The sequence below is a fragment of the Gracilimonas amylolytica genome (genome assembly GCF_002911695.1).
Classification (GTDB): Bacteria; Bacteroidota; Rhodothermia; order Balneolales; family Balneolaceae; genus Gracilimonas; species Gracilimonas amylolytica.
Genome location: NZ_PQBS01000037.1, coordinates 522439 through 538052 on the forward strand (window position 1 = coordinate 522439; position 15614 = coordinate 538052).

Here is a 15614-nt window from a genome sequence, read left to right on the forward strand (position 1 = left end):
CATCAATAAAAACTAAACAAACAGAACTATGGGATTATTAGCAGCAGGTATCGGAGCTGGAATCGTTGCACTTGGTGCCGGAATCGGAATCGGAATGATCGGTAAAAGCGCTACAGAAAGTATTGCACGTCAACCAGAAGCTTCTGGAGACATTCGCGGTGCGATGATTTTGACCGCAGCCTTTATTGAAGGTGTTGCTCTGCTTGGTGCCGTTATTTGTATTTTGCTTGCGCTTGGAATTGGTCAATAATTAAAGGTAGGTAACTATCATGACTTTCCTATTAGCAGGTGGAGGCGGTTTACTGTCATTTAATACCGGGTTTGCGATCTGGATCTTAGTATCCCTGATCATATTTCTTCTGGTAATGATGAAATACGCCGTTCCTCCAATTATGACGGCACTCACAGATCGTGAGCAAAACATCAAGGAATCTTTAGAGGCAGCTGAAAAGGCGATTGCCAAAGCAGAGAAGATCTCTAAAGATAACGAGAAAGCCTTACGTGAAGCTGAAGCAAAAGCTCAGCAAATACGCAAGGAAGCCGTCGATGAAGCTGAGTTGATACGCGTTGAGCGCATCAATAAGGCTAAAGAGGAGGCCGATCAAATTATTGAACAGGCCAAGGCGACTATCGAGCAGGAGAAAAAACAAGCTCTTGATGAATTGAGAAGCGAAGTGGCGAAATTAGCCGTTAAATCAGCTTCAATCATCATTGATTCTGAGCTTGATAATGAAAAGAATAAAAAGCTGGTAGATAAATTTTTAACCGATCTATCTAAAAACTAATTAATACATGCTGGTATCTAAGGCTTCAGGAAGGTACGCAAAAGCACTTTTAGAGCTTGCTGAAGAACATAATAAAGTTGAGCAAACTCTACAGGATATCCTGTTTATTAAGGCTACACTGGATGATTCAAGAGAACTATTGCTGTTCTTAAAGAGTCCTATCATCAAGCCTGAGAAAAAAGTGGCTGCCCTTGAAGAGATCTTTGGAGGAAAGGTTAGTGAGCTTGTTCATAAGTTCATTTCCCTGATCGCCCGGAAAAACCGTCAGAGCATGATCGATCAGATCGCAAATTCGTTTATTGAAATATATAACGATCACGCCGGTATCATCCAAGCTAAGATATCTGTTGCTCAGAAACTTACAGAAGAACAATTATCTAATGTAAAAGATAAGATCGCTTCTGTGACAGGTAAAAAAGTTCAGATCACTGAAGAAGTGGATGCAGATCTTAAGGGCGGGATGGCCATTAAGATATCAGACACTGTGATCGATGGTACCGTTAAGCATAAATTAGAACAGCTTGAAGATGTATTCCTTAGTTCAGCTATGGAATAAAATTATAAAAACCTTTTTTAACTAGATATATAAGATGAGTCAAGTCAGACCAGACGAAGTTTCAGCCATATTAAGAAAGCAACTTTCAGGCTTCGACAACGAGGCAGATACCTATGATGTAGGTACCGTACTTGAAGTGGGTGATGGTATTGCCCGCGTTTACGGATTGTCTAAAGTACAGGCCGGTGAGTTGGTTGAACTGCCTGATTCCAAAGATGACAACGGTAATCCTGTGACCGGAATGGTACTTAACCTCGAGGAAGACAACGTAGGTATTGTACTTTTCGGATCTGCAAATGCCGTAGAAGAAGGTCACACTGTTAAAAGAACCAACGATATTGCCTCCATTCAGGTAGGCGAGGGACTTTTAGGTCGTGTGATCAATCCACTTGGTATACCTATTGATGGAAAGGGCAGTATAAGCGGAGAAACGATCAAATTACCACTGGAGCGAAAAGCACCCGGTGTAATTTATCGCGAACCGGTAGCTGAACCACTTCAAACAGGTCTGAAATCTATTGACTCTCTGATCCCGATCGGTAGAGGGCAGCGTGAATTGATCATTGGTGACCGTCAAACCGGTAAAACTGCGGTAGCTATTGATACGATCATCAATCAGCAATCTACACAGGATACTGATACTCCGGTACATTGTATTTATGTAGCTGTTGGTCAGAAAGGTTCAACTGTTGCTAACATCCGTAAGGTACTGGAAGACAACGGTGCCATGAAGTACACGACCATTGTAGCTGCACCTGCCAGTACATCAGCTCCACTTAGATATATTGCACCATTTGCCGGTGCTGCTATCGGTGAATACTTCCGTGATACTGGTCGTCACGCGCTTGTAATTTATGATGATCTCTCAAAACAGGCTGTTGCATACCGTGAACTTTCCCTGCTACTGAAACGACCTCCAGGTCGTGAAGCCTATCCTGGTGATGTATTTTACCTGCATAGTCGTTTACTTGAACGTGCTGCTAAGATCATCAATGATGATGAAGTAGCCAAGAAAATGAACAACATACCTGAAGAACTGAAACCAAAGGTTAAAGGAGGAGGATCACTGACGGCTCTTCCGGTTATTGAAACTCAAGCCGGTGACGTTTCAGCCTATATTCCGACCAATGTGATCTCTATTACCGATGGTCAGATCTTCCTTGATACGGATCTGTTTAATCAGGGTATCCGTCCTGCTATTGACGTAGGTACTTCGGTATCTCGAGTGGGTGGGTCTGCTCAGGTTAAGTCCATGAAGAAACTTTCAGGTACCCTTAAACTTGACCTGGCTCAGTATCGTGAGCTTGAAGCCTTTGCTAAGTTCGGATCTGATCTTGATGCCTCTACTCAGGCTCAATTGAGAAAAGGTGAAAGAACGGTAGAACTATTGAAACAGGGTGAATATCAGCCATTGCCTGTTGAGCAACAAATTGCTCTGTTGAAGATCAATTCAGAGGGTCTGTTAGATAAACTTGCTGTAGAGCAGATCAGTGATTTTGAAAAGCAATACCTCGAAACTGTAGGAATCAAGTTTGAGAAGGAAATGCAATCACTGTCAGAAACTGGCGTATTAGACGATAGTTTTGGTGATGAATTGATCAAGATCGCTAATTCAGTTATTGATCAGATCACAGCTAACTAATTTATACCGGACGGATTAATGGCGAATCTTCGAGACATACGAAACAGGATATCTTCTGTAAACAATACACAGCAGATCACTAAAGCCATGAAAATGGTTGCGGCTGCCAAATTGCGGAAAGCACAGGACAAAATGAATAATACACGTCCTTATGCTTCTAAGATTGAAGAAGTAGCCGGCAGACTTGCTAATAATACCAAGACTGCAAATCCTGTAATGCGTAAGCCTGAAGAAGTTAAAAATGTGTTATTTATTGTGATCGGTTCAGACAGGGGACTTTGTGGTGGCTTCAACAATAACCTATTCAAGGACGTTGAAAGCCGAATTCAGAGTAACTTCTCATCACATTTGAAGAGTGAGACTCTGTCCATGATCACCATTGGTAAGAAAGCCTCAGCTTATTTTAAAAAGCGAAAGTATAATGTTATTGAAGCCTTTCCGGGTTTCTTCGATGATATTCAGTATAACAAGACCTCTGATATCATGGCTTCTGCTACTAAGCAATTTATTGATGGCAAATTTGATGAAGTGTATATCTCATACAACGAATTCAAATCTGTAATTGCGCAGAACAGAAAAACTCAAAAGGTGTTACCGATCGATCCGGAAACTATTGGAAATTCTAAATCTGATAATGCATCTGTTTCTACGATTGATTACCTTTACGAGCCTGATTCACAGGCCATATTAGACAAACTGTTACCGTTGCATTTGAACATGCAATTGTGGAGAGCAGTACTTGAATCTAATGCCTCAGAGCAGGGTGCACGTATGACCGCAATGGACAGTGCAACCGAAAATGCGAAGGAATTAGAGCGCGACTTGAGACTTGAATACAATCAGGCACGACAAAGTGCTATTACTACAGAGATTTCTGAAATTGTATCTGGTGCTCAGGCACTTAGTGAAAATTAGGAGAGCTGGCAGAGTGGTCGAATGCGGTGGTCTTGAAAACCATTGAGGCCTCACGGTCTCCGGGGGTTCGAATCCCTCGCTCTCCGCTTTAAAATAGCCCCTTTATGGGGCTATTTTTGTTTTGAACCATTGGTATTAAATATTATCATCGTGCATTCGTTGAAGGCATAAATCAAACAAAAATTATGACAACACGAATCAGTTACCTGCTTATCATCTTCTTTGCGTTATCCGCTGCAGAAATTCAGGCACAGGATACGTTGAGAATCGACTTTCAAACATTTCTATCTAAAGCACTTAATAATTCAGGCCAGATCGACTATGAACGGCAGGAAGTAGAACTTGCAGAAAACAGACTTGACCAGGCTAAGGCCCAGCGCATACTCCCTAGTGTCGATTTCAGCAGTCAGCATGGTCTCGTACCCGGGGTTAAAAGCAATGTACCCGGATTAGCTGAAGATGAATATTACTTAGACCCAAACTTGCGTAACGACTGGGATAACTGGGCCATCTTTACCCGCTTTCAACTGACAGCGGCTCAACCGTTATTTACCTGGGGAGCGATCAACAAAGCCGTTGATGCAGCAAGACTGGGAGCTGAAGCAGCTCAATACAGTTTTGAGGCTAAAAAAGAAGACCTCGAGATTCGTCTATTTGAACTGTATTACAGCAGAGTCTTAGCCATGGAGATTGAACGTCTGCTTGAGGAGGCTCAGGACAAACTTGATCAGATCGAAAGTCAGATAGAGGATATGCAGGAAGAGGGAGATACGAGCCTGGATGATTCAGAGATCTTTAAATTTGAGATCTTCAAAGCAGAATTTGAGATACAGAAAGCTGAAGTTGCCGAAAATATGAATTTTGTTCGGGAAACCTGGAATTATATTCTCCGGAATCAGGAAAATGAAGTCTATGAACCTGAAGTAAGATTCCTGGATCCTGTTTCGGCAGAGATCGAACCGGTTGATTTCTACCAACAGTCGGCATTTAGTAACCGCCCGGAATTAAAGGCTTTGAATATTGGGCAGGAAGCCACTCGTACCTACATCTCATCTCTAAAGCGGCAGAATTTACCCGGCCTGTTTTTAGGAGGATATCTTAATTTTGCCAATACCCCAAATCGTCCAAGGCAGTCAAATCCATTCATACAGAATAATACGAACTTATTGAGTGGTGGATTTGGTTTTACTATAAGGCAAAACCTGAATTTCCTGTCGATGAAAGCAAATATTGAGAGAAATCAGATCGAATTAAATAAGATCAACTATGCCGAAGATGCCACAAAAGATGGCATCCTGCTTGAAGTGAATAATAATTATCGGCAAGCGTCACTGGCTGACGTCAAGGTGAAGCAAACCGATCAGGCTTTGGTGACCTCTAAAAAATGGTTGCGTCAGGAACAATTGGACTACGATTTTGGTATGGGAGATGTGAAAGACCTGATCGATGCCATGAAGAAAGAGCTGGAACTCAAACTACAATTAAAACAACGAGTTTTTGAATTCAACTCTTCATTAGCTAAGCTAAATAAATCGGCAGGTATCCCGTTAACCACACTGATCACAAATTGAACTTAATTTTTATGAACAAGATGAGACTCACACTAATAGTATTACTTACCTTTATAGGCTTTAACAGTGTTTTGGCACAATCGGCTGATCAGGAGATCAAGAACCTGCTTGAGCAAAGAGATGAGCAGATCAAAGAATTGATGGGACCTGAAGGCACTGAGTACACCGATGATCAAAGATCTGAATTAAAGGAGATCATTAACGGCATCATCGATTTTGAAGCAATGGCAAAAGAAGCCCTGGACGAAACATTCAATACGATCTCTGAGGAGCAACGTACTGAATTTGTAGAACTCTTCTCTACCATTGTAAGAGATCAATCCCTTAACAAGCTTGACATATATCGTGCAAAGGTTACCTACAATAGTATTACGGCAAATGGTGATGAGGCTCGTGTCGAAACCCTTGCACAACTTGATGATGTGAGAACTCCGGTGAATTACGACATGCAGAAAAAAGAAGGTGAATGGTTCATTACAGATATGGAAATTGATGATGTATCAACAGCCGGATCCTATAACAGACAGTTTCAACGGATCATCAACCAAAAGGGCTTTGATTCCCTCATGACCAGCCTGCGTAAGAGAGCAGACCGGGCATAGATCACGAATTGTTGTATATTTAAGCAACATTAACAAACCGAAACAACGTGCTAAAGCCTGTTGGAAGTAATACTCGTGGTAAAGAAGGCTATATCTATGTCAGTTATGGCCACCCAAAGTATTTGAAGCACGTTGTAGCCTCGGTCACTACACTGAGGCGATACGATACCGAAAGGCCGGTTGCTTTAGCTTGTACTGAAAAGCACAAAAGCCTGATCAAACGTTACGATCTTGAACACCTGTTTGATCATTTGATCGACCTTCCGGATGAACATGCCTCAATAGTAGGCTTCAAGCACAATTTTTTTCACTACCTGTTTTTTGACAAAAATCTTTTCCTTGATAGTGATATTGTGTGGTGTAAAGATCCTGATCCACTTTGGAAATCTTTTGATGCCTTTGAGTTTACAATAACCGGAAATTTGGTGTCTGATAATTTTTTCGGGGCTCCAAAAAGCATTGGTGTGGTCAAGGATGTATTATTGCTGAGAAGAAGAAGAACATTGAAACGATTTGGCTTGACGTATCTGAGTCGCGCTCAGACCGGGATTATGTACTCGAGAAATTACACCATTACAAAAAAGGTATGTGAAGAAGCCAAAGCTCTGCTAAACCGGAAATCTGAAACACACTTTCAAAGCCGCAAAAAAGAGAAAGGGCGGAACGAGGAATCCTGTGAATGGAGCCTGGCAATGGCGATGTCTAAACTGAACGTTCCAATATTTGCCTGGTTTCAGGGTCAGCGAAGTCCTCAGCTTGATTACATTCAGTTCTTAACCGAACACGATGAAGATTTTGAGTACGTGAAGTGTAAATACTACTGTAATGATTTTGTGTATTCTTTCAGGGGCTTAAAGACCGATTGGCTTAAAAATTTACTGATCAAGATCTTTTCTATCATACCCGGAAAAGGGGACCATATGATGGTAACACCCTATTGCCTGCATTTCGGTTGGTACCACGAAAAGCAGCCATTCTTTGATTTTTCTGAAAGAGTCTGGGAAAAGGCCATCAGCCCAAACTATCAACGGGGTTCTTCAGACCTGGAAGGTCGATCGAAGAATGACGCTTAGTGATGAGAAAAAAAAATTGATCAAGAAGTCGCTAAGGCTACTTATACAGTTCACGATCGTCGGATATCTGGTCTATCAGCTGTACGAAATTGGGTTGACCGACATACTAGATTCCCTGCCAACCATCCCTGCGTTTTACCTGCTGTACTTAGTGATCTACTTTTCGTTGCCCCTGGCTGAGATCTTTATTTATAAAATTAAATGGCCTATCAGTTTCAAAGATTCATTCCCGATATTTATTCAGAAAAAAGTCCTGAATACGGATGTAGTAGGCTACTCAGGCGAATTCTTTTTATATATGTGGGCAAAAAAATACCTGAGTGATCCGGCTAAAGAAGTCTTTATATTCATAAAAGATAACAATGTGTTGTCTTCATTGGCATCAGGTATCGTAACCGTGTTTTTGTTGATATTTTTTATATCTAATGGATATATCAACCTACCTGATTATACAGAGGGTATAAATGGATGGAGTTGGATACTGATCGGTATGGGTATAATCATATCCGGAGTACTTATCTACAGGTTCAGAAAGACTATTTTAAGCCTGAACCGATATGATAGTTTGAAGATCTTCTCTCTTCATGCCTCCAGGATCATCTTTATAAATGTGATACAAATATGGCAGTGGCATGTGGCAAGGCCGGATATTGCCATTCCGGTTTGGTTTACATTCTCAGCCGTTCAGATCTTAGCTTCCAGGATTCCATTTTTACCAAGTACGGATACCTTGTTTGTAAACGTAGCTTTAGAGATGTCGGGCGTTGTATCCCTTCCGAAAGAAGCCCTGGTTGGGATCCTTACCGCAAATCTTATTTTAAAGCGAATTTTAAATGTGGTATCCTACCTCATATCTAAGTTCGTGGGAACCGAAACTCAAGTTGAACCATCCAAAGAAGATTTAGAATTAGATAACAATGCTTAAAAAGACCTTCATTTGTGCCTTTATGTTATTCATCACCTATCAGAGTAATGCGCAGTTGATCAATTATGATACTGAGAACATTGACCTCAAAACGGGTGTATTGTTTAATACTAATTTGAGTGGTTTTGATGAAGAGCTTCCATTTTGGTCGCACGTCAATCAGGATGGAAGGGTTGATCAGTCGTCGGCAAATGCGTTGAACTACATCAACTGGAAGGCAAAACTGTTTAGTAACTCCACATTTGATCTCAATTTTGGTGGAAACCTGACGTCAAGGATCTCTGACCATTCAACGGTCTTCTTTGATCAAGCCTACCTGGATCTTGGAATTGGGAACTTCAAATTAACCGGTGGTCGATTTATTGACCCATTAGCGTTAAAAGAAGATGAGCTTTCCACCGGTTCTTTCATGTATAGCCGTAATGCAACTCCCATTCCTAAGATCGCATTTTCAACGGATGGATTTCTGAATGTGCCGGGTACTAACGGAGTGGTAAGGTATAACGGACTTTTTGCTCATGGATGGTTTGAAAATGACCGGCATGTAAAAGATGCATACCTGCACGAAAAATATTTTTATTTGAGTTTCAAGTATGATTTCCTCGATGTGCGCGGCGGGGTGGTTCACAACGTACAGTGGGGAGGAGTCAGTGACAGCAGGGGAGCGTTGCCGTCCGGCAGCAAGACCTTTTGGGAAGTTATCACTGCGACCGGTTCAAGTGACGAAAATGCCCCGGGTGGTGAGCAATCGAATGCAGTTGGGAATTCAGTGGCGGCCTACGACTTCAGTGTACATATGAATTTTGGTCAAGTTGACCTCAAAGCCTACCGATTATTTTACCTGGAGGATAAGGTCTCAACACGGTTTCGAAGTCCCTGGGATGGGATCTGGGGGCTTACCGTTAAGCTTAAGGATACAAAGCTCATTCAGAATGTGATCTGGGAGCATATTAACACCAAGCGCATGGATTCCTATGATTGGGAACCGAGGGGAACCGCCAGTTATTACAATAATGGCATTTACAGAACCGGCTGGACCTATCAGGGACGAGTGATCGGAAACCCCATGTTACTCACAGACGGTTCAACAGAACGGCCTATTTATAATAATATCATTGTAGCACATCATCTGGGTTTGTCAGGTAAACTTTCAAATGCTCTAAGCTATAAGGTGCTATATACCTATTCCCGAAATTATGGGGTAGTTGAAGATCAGATCATCACCAGGCTTCCACGTGAAGAATGTCCGGGAACCGGTGGCAGGGTTTGTGCTGAATTACGTCCCCTTGAGGAACTGAAAAAGGTGAATCACTCATTTATGGTGGGCATCAATTCAATTTTTCCCGGTAATGACAGGCTAAAATATGGGGTCAACATTACGGCCGATCTGGGTGAACTTTATGGTGACCGGGTAGGGGCCGCAGTCAGGTTGGAATACGATCTGATCAAATAATAGAATCAACTAAGATTATTGATATCGATTTTTCTGTGATCAAACCGAATGAGTTTATTTTGGATATGCTCCCGGGTTTTATCCGGCAGGGCTTCAAATTTATTGGAGGTACTTAGGTTACTTTCTGTGTTCTTATTCTTCCAGACCTCGTCATCACCTATCAGGGAGTCAGCGGTCCTGTGATATTCAGTTAGTATCTGCTCTTCAAAGGGAATGCCCATTTTTTTAAAGAGGTATCGTAATATCTTTTCCGGTTTTTCAGTCAGATCTTCATATCTGATGTGATAGTTGTTAGGCCTCCCGATAAATTTTTCTGAGAGCCGGATGCTTCGGTTCCACCAAAAAATAGATGTATCAACAGAGCGATTTCCTGACCATTCGTTCGGGTTTGATTTTGTGGCCTCAACCATGCTGGCTACTACATCTTCTCCCTTTCTTATAATATGAATGAATTGAGCGTCAGGTTCGGCGGACTGAATCAGATCAATAAAATGCAGATGCCGTGGTGTTTTTTCCAGAAGGTAGGTCTCATTTTTACTCCTGAAATATTCCCCAATATGGTCCAATTGTAGATTCAAAAACTGAACCCATGTTGCAGTACTGAATGTATGGCCAAATTCTTTGATCTCTTTATTGATGGGAACCTCAAGTTCAGTCAGTATCCGCTCAACCATATTTAGGTGTTTAGTTCTGTACCAGCTTAAAGCCTGAACCAACGGATTGATGGAGATAGTTTTGGAATAGAGATGAGTTTCCGGAAATGAAACAACATCGCTGTGCGAAGCCAGAAAACTTTGGAGCAAGGTGGTACCTGAACGTGGGCAGCCGACTATGAAGATCTTTTTCATCAAGGCTAAAGCAGGTTTAAGGCTTTGGATTCATTGAGGTACTGACGAAAGGCTTTGGTGGCTTCATCACTCAATTGAAAGCGGGGGTGACCAAACAGGTCATTTTTAACGATGGCATGCCAAACATACTGAACTAATGCCTTTGGTGAATTTCTGATACGACGCTTGAAGTGATCTTTCTCCCAGGTGTTGTTGCCATGGTAGGCTCTCAAAAACAGGTAGTTGTAGGAATGATCCAGTTTGTGGTATCGCAGTTTCATCCATTCCTCAAGATAAACGGTATCTTCAGAACGACGCGTTTCAGGATATCGGATCGAATTATTTTGACGGTGCATGATGCTCCCGGGAATACCGTCCGGTAAGATACCCACATATGGATGTAGCATAAACTCATCCGTATCCAGATGCATGAGGGAGGAAGCCAGACAGCAGGCATCATACCCCTGATCGAGCACTTCGGCTTGTATGGCTATTCTTTCCGGGTGATACCAGTCATCATCATCCCATTGGATCAGATAGTCTCCGTTTGCTTCTTCAAGGCTTCGATTTCGTAATTTTCCCAGTACGAAATCAGGCTCCTTTTCCAGTTTGATGTATTTCACTTGTTCAGCCGGAAGATCCTGAAGGATCCCTGAATAATCCTCATCCCCATCATCAATTATGACCAACTCCTTGTTGGGATAAGTTTGGTTCCTAAAGCATTGAACAGCTCTTTTAGCCAGGTTTCGCCGGTTGGCGGTCACCATCAGGCAACTGACTTTGGGATTAGATATCTGAGAGTTCGGCATGTTGGACCGTGAATTAAAGTGAAGATGATCAGCTAAAAATACTTTTAATAAAGCACAGGTGTAAGTCTAAATTTGATCTGCCCTAAGTGGACAACTGAAAAGGATAAACCGTTTATCGCAGGGCATTGATAGTCTTTCGTTCTGTGAACCATATCACCCCTATAGACAGGGTAAAAATGAAGACAGAAGCCAGAATAAGTCCACCAAGGTGGGCTCCGCCTAACCAGTAATTGATGCCGTAACGGGTAAGAATGGCAACACCGGTCATAGGAGCTAAAATGTATAAGGCTGAAAAACTCTTGAAGCCAAAATACCAGGGATTAGTTTGGGTGACTTTAGCTCCAAAGTAGAATATCACCCCTGAGATAACAGGGTAGAGGGTTAGCCACACATAAGCGACAGCCAGCATGCTGATCTGAGCGGCCAGCAGGAAACCTACAGGGAGCACAATAGCATTACTTAGGGTGAAGTAGAACACAAAACGAGCCTCGCCTTTGGCATTGATGAGTTTAGGTAAAAGAGTGATAAGGCACTGAACCAGCCCGACAACCACAAAGATACGCATGTAGGGTACGGCTTCGATCCATTTCTCGTAACCCACCATAGGCAGGAACCAGTCGATGTAGGTCCCGATGATGATCATCACGGTTCCAACCAGTAACATACTTGCTTTACTCATGGTGAAGAAGTAATTACGCAATCGGTCTGCCTGATCCTGAAGTTTGGCAAAAGCAGGGTAGGCCACACGATTGATCACGCTTGAAAGTTCCTGAACCGTGTCAAAAACGAGCCGGTAGGCGAAGGAATAGATCCCCACCAATTCCATGGAAAAGAATTTACCGATGATCAGATAATCGGCATTGATGTACAGTTTTTGGAGCGTATGTGATCCGGCCGTGTATAACCCAAAACTTAGCAGATGCTTGATCTTACTGTATTTGAATTGCAAGCGTGGCCAATATGGTTTGAATACCATGCTAAGCGCCATTTGGCCGACTTTATGGGCTAATTCAGCGAGGACTATTGACCAGGCACCCCAACCGGCCCACGCCAGGCAGATCATCAATCCCGCAGAAGCTGCGAGGGACACATTATCGATCACAGCGATCTTTTTGAAAGCCAGTTCCCGTGTGAGTAGTCTACTGGAGATCATATAAAAACTGAAAGCTACGATTCCCAGCATATAAACCCGGATCATGGGGGAAAGGACCTCTGTTTCGTAAAACTGAGCCACAAAGGGAGCTGCAAAATAAAGGGTTACATAAAGCACAGCAGAGATCATAAAACTGATCCAGAACAAGGAATCGATCTGAATTCTGCCAATTTTACGTTCCTGAATGATCGCGGCACCCAATCCGAGTTCAGTAAGAGCTTTAGCTGTATTAAAAAAAGCAATGGCCAGTGCGGCAATACCAAATTCTGATTCAGAAATGATCTTGAGCGTATAAAATAAGGCCCCCGCATTTAAAAGACGGGCGACAACAGAACTGGCTCCGCTATAGAACACTGATGAAGCTACTTTTCGGGCAAAAGAAGTCTCACTCATTATAAATTGGTCTCATCAGATTTGCGGATGTGTATCATTTTATTGAACAGAACCCCAAATATAAGACTAACTGTAAGAGAATGGAAGTGATTTAAATAGTTGAAGATCAGCGCCAAGTGCTCATTTGGCATCCATGTAGTAGAAATACCCTTCCTTGCTCCCGTTAATGCGGGCATTTCCGTGCATTTCAATAAGTTCTCCGCCAACTACTTTTTTGACAAAAAACTTCTGAACAGAACCCAGTTCGTTGATCAGAGAGTATTTATTGAGCATATCATACGCCTCAACTTCAATTTTGCCATCCTGATATGTGCCAAAGGTTGTTTGTAAGTCAAGGTCACCTTTTGAGCGATTTACCTCAATTCCGGATGGAGAGATTAGATAAGCCATCCCATTTTTGTAGCCCACTCCATACCCAATGGTTGAACGTGAGCGGTTACTCTTTATCTTAAGAAAATGTAGGTAAAACCCATATTTTTCATCGCCCTGTTTTACGCGATAACTGGTGTCGATCAGATCAGTAGTTAGATTGTCCTGATACAAGTGGTCCATATATCCGGTTCCGGTAACCTGAACGGTATCATCGTTGATGGCAACAAATCCTTTTACTTTGGCATGAGGCATGGGGATGGTCAACCCTAATTTATGTGAACCGATCTTATACTCGCCATCTCCAAGCGCCTTGCCTTGGGCGATATCATAAAAAGTGATATCCACATCGTATTTGATTCCGTCTTTTTGAGTCTTGTAATACAAACGATGCTCATTATCCAGACTCCCCTTGGCCCAGTAATTTCGTTCAGGGTGAAGTTTCAGGTGATGATCTTCGGCTTCACTGATCAGGTCATCAGGCGAATATTCTTTGTTGACCACGTAACTGTTCCCATCTTTCCAGGCTACCATTAGTTTCCCGCCGGTAACACGTTCTTTAAAGGAGGAACCGAAATCATTGATGGAGAAGGTTACCACCAGTTGGATGTCCTCATTCAGGTCGGCATGATAGGTCCAGAGTTCGTTGTAGTACTTGGAAGGCAGATTTTTAGCTACAAAATCTTCGGGCGTGGTGTCTCTGAAACTTCCTTCCGGGGTTTGAGCCTGAATAAGTGGAGAAACAATGAATAAGAGCAGAACAGGTAAAACTTTTAAAAGCTTGGCTGACATTAAATTAATATCAAATGGTTAATACAAAATATTTAAAAAATAACTTACAACTTTCACTTACATAAATGATCATAGAACACTTTTATTATGTTTGAAAGCCTTAATAAATAAACGGTCGTTTTAGTGTCTTCAAAATGTAATAGCTATATCATTATTTATGTGTTCACTCAATCAATTTAGACGATAAATCATTTCATCATTGTGCTTGTTAGTACAAGAGGATCTTCTTCACCAATGGATGCTCATTTAGAGCTTCAATACCGGGTATAACATTGATGTATCGGTTCCAGAAAAAACCCATGATGATCAACTGTATGGTGAAGGTTTTGAAAAAGATGTTCATAGTGAGATCGATACCGACATGCATCCCGATCAGCATAATAACAATGTACGGACGTAATTTTTTGAACCATATTGTAAAACCAAGTAACTCCGTGATCAGACCAAAACTGAGGATCAAAGTGGCCAAAAACCGGCTGTTGAACGCCAGCTCCTGTAGCCAGTTGTACTGAAATTCCCCCTGAAGAGAGAGGATATCAATACTCTTTTCACCCATCCATAGCCATAAATGATAGCCATCTACCCAGGTAACTCCGGTTGCAACCAACTTACTGATGGCTGCAGAGGTATAACCGAGACCAAAGAAGAACAGGGTAAACCCAAAGGCAAAACTGAGCTCCTTTTTCATACCCTTAAAAAATAGGGCGGCCAGACCCAATCCCATTAAACTGAAGGCTACGAGATTGGCACTGTGTGGGATCTCTCCCTGAGAAAACCTTGCCACGTGTTGAAGGTGAAACAGCACAAAGGCGATGGCATACAGCCACCTAACTCGTTTTAGAAGCAAAGGAACAAGAGTGAATAAACTGATAAGTACAGCATTGTAAATTGAAATATCATTGGAGAAAAAAATACTGATATCTAAGTAATTAGCCAGGCCGAGGGGGAGGACCACATCACTCAGCCTTGGAATGTAAAATGCCCATTCCCAGGTATAAATGAGGGTATAGATAACAGCAAAGAACTCAAAGGCCCTGAGTTGAATTTTTGTGCCAACGGAATCGGGATCATCAAGTTGAAACAGATTTTGCAATACTCTCATCATGGTTCAGGGAATAGATGAGGATTTTTGATGGTAGTGTCTGCCGTAAACAGAAACATAGGAATGGCTTCTATGACCACACTGTCTCTTTCATCCATATAGCCTCTAACGCGGGTAGCCAGCCACATTTCGCCGGGATATTGATCGATCTGAAAGGTGGAGCGCATTCCATTGAGCCGTTTTTCATTCCACACTTTTGTTTTGGTGATGAAATTGGCGAAATCGATCTCGTGTATCCCATAATCTTTGAGGGGCAAGATGCGGTTCTCGATCTCGGAGATCGACTTGGTTTCCCATAGGTCGGCTCTTGAAGAATCCTCTACCTGCTCCACCACTCCCCGCGACCATTCCTTTCCGGCCTGAGAGAACATTGGGAAAATGGAAAATGGCCAGAATTCACCAAGGTGCGTAGCCACCAGCAGGATATTGATCAAAAGAGTCCACAACAGGATCTTTTTATGCTTTTTAAATGTATCCACTCCGGAGATCTTTGGGTTTATGAGAGCTCAAAGATATTGAATTTATGCTAACTAAATGTAACTCCTCGATCACGGAGATGTTAACAATATTTACTTGCACAATGATAGTAGGGTACAAGAGTTAATGTGCTACTGAAACCGACATCGACTTGTTAGTATTTCTTAAAA

General features: G+C 42.2%; 16 protein-coding genes and 1 tRNA gene. 11 read left to right on the plus strand and 6 right to left on the minus strand.

Annotation, left to right across the window (positions count from 1 at the left end; genetic code table 11):
- The first annotated feature begins 28 nt into the window (after positions 1 to 28).
- The 11 genes from atpE (at position 29) to C3B73_RS11860 (ending at position 9522) form a co-directional block, all read left to right on the plus strand.
- On the plus strand, positions 29 to 250 hold the full coding sequence (atpE, locus tag C3B73_RS11810) for an ATP synthase F0 subunit C (RefSeq protein ID WP_103665798.1): 222 nt from the start codon (positions 29 to 31) through the stop codon (positions 248 to 250).
- Positions 251 to 269: 19 nt separating this feature from the next.
- Positions 270 to 785: a F0F1 ATP synthase subunit B gene (gene atpF / locus C3B73_RS11815; RefSeq protein WP_103665799.1), complete on the plus strand. Its 516-nt coding sequence runs from the start codon at positions 270 to 272 to the stop codon at positions 783 to 785.
- 7 nt (positions 786 to 792) lie between these two features.
- The gene (atpH, locus tag C3B73_RS11820) at positions 793 to 1341 is read left to right on the plus strand and encodes an ATP synthase F1 subunit delta (RefSeq protein WP_103665800.1); all 549 of its coding nucleotides are present in this window, start codon (positions 793 to 795) and stop codon (positions 1339 to 1341) included.
- A gap of 34 nt (positions 1342 to 1375) precedes the next feature.
- Positions 1376 to 2983, plus strand: a complete 1608-nt coding sequence (gene atpA, locus C3B73_RS11825; RefSeq protein WP_103665801.1) for a F0F1 ATP synthase subunit alpha — start codon at positions 1376 to 1378, stop codon at positions 2981 to 2983.
- Positions 2984 to 3001: 18 nt separating this feature from the next.
- Complete coding sequence (atpG, locus tag C3B73_RS11830) at positions 3002 to 3898, plus strand: ATP synthase F1 subunit gamma (RefSeq protein ID WP_103665802.1); 897 nt, start codon at positions 3002 to 3004, stop codon at positions 3896 to 3898.
- Positions 3898 to 3984 (plus strand) — tRNA-Ser (locus tag C3B73_RS11835). Before atpG ends, C3B73_RS11835 begins: the two co-directional genes overlap by 1 nt.
- Before the next feature lie 99 nt (positions 3985 to 4083).
- A complete protein-coding gene (locus C3B73_RS11840) occupies positions 4084 to 5469 on the plus strand; it encodes a TolC family protein (protein ID WP_103665803.1) in 1386 nt (461 codons plus the stop codon).
- A gap of 20 nt (positions 5470 to 5489) precedes the next feature.
- A complete protein-coding gene (locus C3B73_RS11845) occupies positions 5490 to 6071 on the plus strand; it encodes an MlaC/ttg2D family ABC transporter substrate-binding protein (protein WP_232803186.1) in 582 nt (193 codons plus the stop codon).
- A 47-nt stretch (positions 6072 to 6118) separates the two neighbouring features.
- Entirely contained in the window at positions 6119 to 7144 is a 1026-nt protein-coding gene (locus tag C3B73_RS11850; RefSeq protein ID WP_103665805.1) for a hypothetical protein, read from the plus strand.
- Positions 7134 to 8069, plus strand: a complete 936-nt coding sequence (locus C3B73_RS11855; protein WP_103665806.1) for a hypothetical protein — start codon at positions 7134 to 7136, stop codon at positions 8067 to 8069. Before C3B73_RS11850 ends, C3B73_RS11855 begins: the two co-directional genes overlap by 11 nt.
- On the plus strand, positions 8062 to 9522 hold the full coding sequence (locus C3B73_RS11860; RefSeq protein ID WP_103665807.1) for a capsule assembly Wzi family protein: 1461 nt from the start codon (positions 8062 to 8064) through the stop codon (positions 9520 to 9522). Before C3B73_RS11855 ends, C3B73_RS11860 begins: the two co-directional genes overlap by 8 nt.
- A gap of 5 nt (positions 9523 to 9527) precedes the next feature.
- Here C3B73_RS11860 and C3B73_RS11865 read toward each other — a convergent pair whose 3' ends face one another.
- The 6 genes from C3B73_RS11865 to C3B73_RS11890 form a co-directional block, all read right to left on the minus strand.
- Positions 9528 to 10370, minus strand: a complete 843-nt coding sequence (locus C3B73_RS11865) for a sulfotransferase family protein (protein ID WP_103665808.1) — start codon at positions 10368 to 10370, stop codon at positions 9528 to 9530.
- Positions 10371 to 10375: 5 nt separating this feature from the next.
- Positions 10376 to 11158, minus strand: coding sequence for a glycosyltransferase family 2 protein (locus C3B73_RS11870; RefSeq protein ID WP_103665809.1), 783 nt, complete (start codon positions 11156 to 11158; stop codon positions 10376 to 10378).
- Positions 11159 to 11270: 112 nt separating this feature from the next.
- A complete protein-coding gene (locus C3B73_RS11875; RefSeq protein ID WP_103665810.1) occupies positions 11271 to 12704 on the minus strand; it encodes a lipopolysaccharide biosynthesis protein in 1434 nt (477 codons plus the stop codon).
- Between the two features lie 120 nt (positions 12705 to 12824).
- On the minus strand, positions 12825 to 13865 hold the full coding sequence (locus C3B73_RS11880) for a hypothetical protein (protein WP_103665811.1): 1041 nt from the start codon (positions 13863 to 13865) through the stop codon (positions 12825 to 12827).
- A 208-nt stretch (positions 13866 to 14073) separates the two neighbouring features.
- A complete protein-coding gene (locus C3B73_RS11885) occupies positions 14074 to 14970 on the minus strand; it encodes a hypothetical protein (protein WP_103665812.1) in 897 nt (298 codons plus the stop codon).
- Positions 14967 to 15446 (minus strand): hypothetical protein, encoded by a 480-nt coding sequence (locus tag C3B73_RS11890; protein ID WP_103665813.1) that lies wholly within the window; start codon positions 15444 to 15446, stop codon positions 14967 to 14969. The genes C3B73_RS11885 and C3B73_RS11890 overlap by 4 nt, the downstream gene beginning before the upstream one ends.
- Between the last annotated feature and the right edge of the window lie 168 nt (positions 15447 to 15614).

What these genes read in the sequence shown, in the direction of transcription:
- atpE (WP_103665798.1), top strand. Translation starts at nt 29, where the DNA reads ATGGGATTATTAGCAGCAGGTATCGGAGCTGGAATCGTTGCACTTGGT.
- atpF (WP_103665799.1), top strand. Translation starts at nt 270, where the DNA reads ATGACTTTCCTATTAGCAGGTGGAGGCGGTTTACTGTCATTTAATACC.
- atpH (WP_103665800.1), top strand. Translation starts at nt 793, where the DNA reads ATGCTGGTATCTAAGGCTTCAGGAAGGTACGCAAAAGCACTTTTAGAG.
- atpA (WP_103665801.1), top strand. Translation starts at nt 1,376, where the DNA reads ATGAGTCAAGTCAGACCAGACGAAGTTTCAGCCATATTAAGAAAGCAA.
- atpG (WP_103665802.1), top strand. Translation starts at nt 3,002, where the DNA reads ATGGCGAATCTTCGAGACATACGAAACAGGATATCTTCTGTAAACAAT.
- C3B73_RS11840 (WP_103665803.1), top strand. Translation starts at nt 4,084, where the DNA reads ATGACAACACGAATCAGTTACCTGCTTATCATCTTCTTTGCGTTATCC.
- C3B73_RS11845 (WP_232803186.1), top strand. Translation starts at nt 5,490, where the DNA reads ATGAGACTCACACTAATAGTATTACTTACCTTTATAGGCTTTAACAGT.
- C3B73_RS11855 (WP_103665806.1), top strand. Translation starts at nt 7,134, where the DNA reads ATGACGCTTAGTGATGAGAAAAAAAAATTGATCAAGAAGTCGCTAAGG.
- C3B73_RS11860 (WP_103665807.1), top strand. Translation starts at nt 8,062, where the DNA reads ATGCTTAAAAAGACCTTCATTTGTGCCTTTATGTTATTCATCACCTAT.
- C3B73_RS11865 (WP_103665808.1), bottom strand. Translation starts at nt 10,370, where the DNA reads ATGAAAAAGATCTTCATAGTCGGCTGCCCACGTTCAGGTACCACCTTG.
- C3B73_RS11870 (WP_103665809.1), bottom strand. Translation starts at nt 11,158, where the DNA reads ATGCCGAACTCTCAGATATCTAATCCCAAAGTCAGTTGCCTGATGGTG.
- C3B73_RS11875 (WP_103665810.1), bottom strand. Translation starts at nt 12,704, where the DNA reads ATGAGTGAGACTTCTTTTGCCCGAAAAGTAGCTTCATCAGTGTTCTAT.
- C3B73_RS11880 (WP_103665811.1), bottom strand. Translation starts at nt 13,865, where the DNA reads ATGTCAGCCAAGCTTTTAAAAGTTTTACCTGTTCTGCTCTTATTCATT.
- C3B73_RS11885 (WP_103665812.1), bottom strand. Translation starts at nt 14,970, where the DNA reads ATGATGAGAGTATTGCAAAATCTGTTTCAACTTGATGATCCCGATTCC.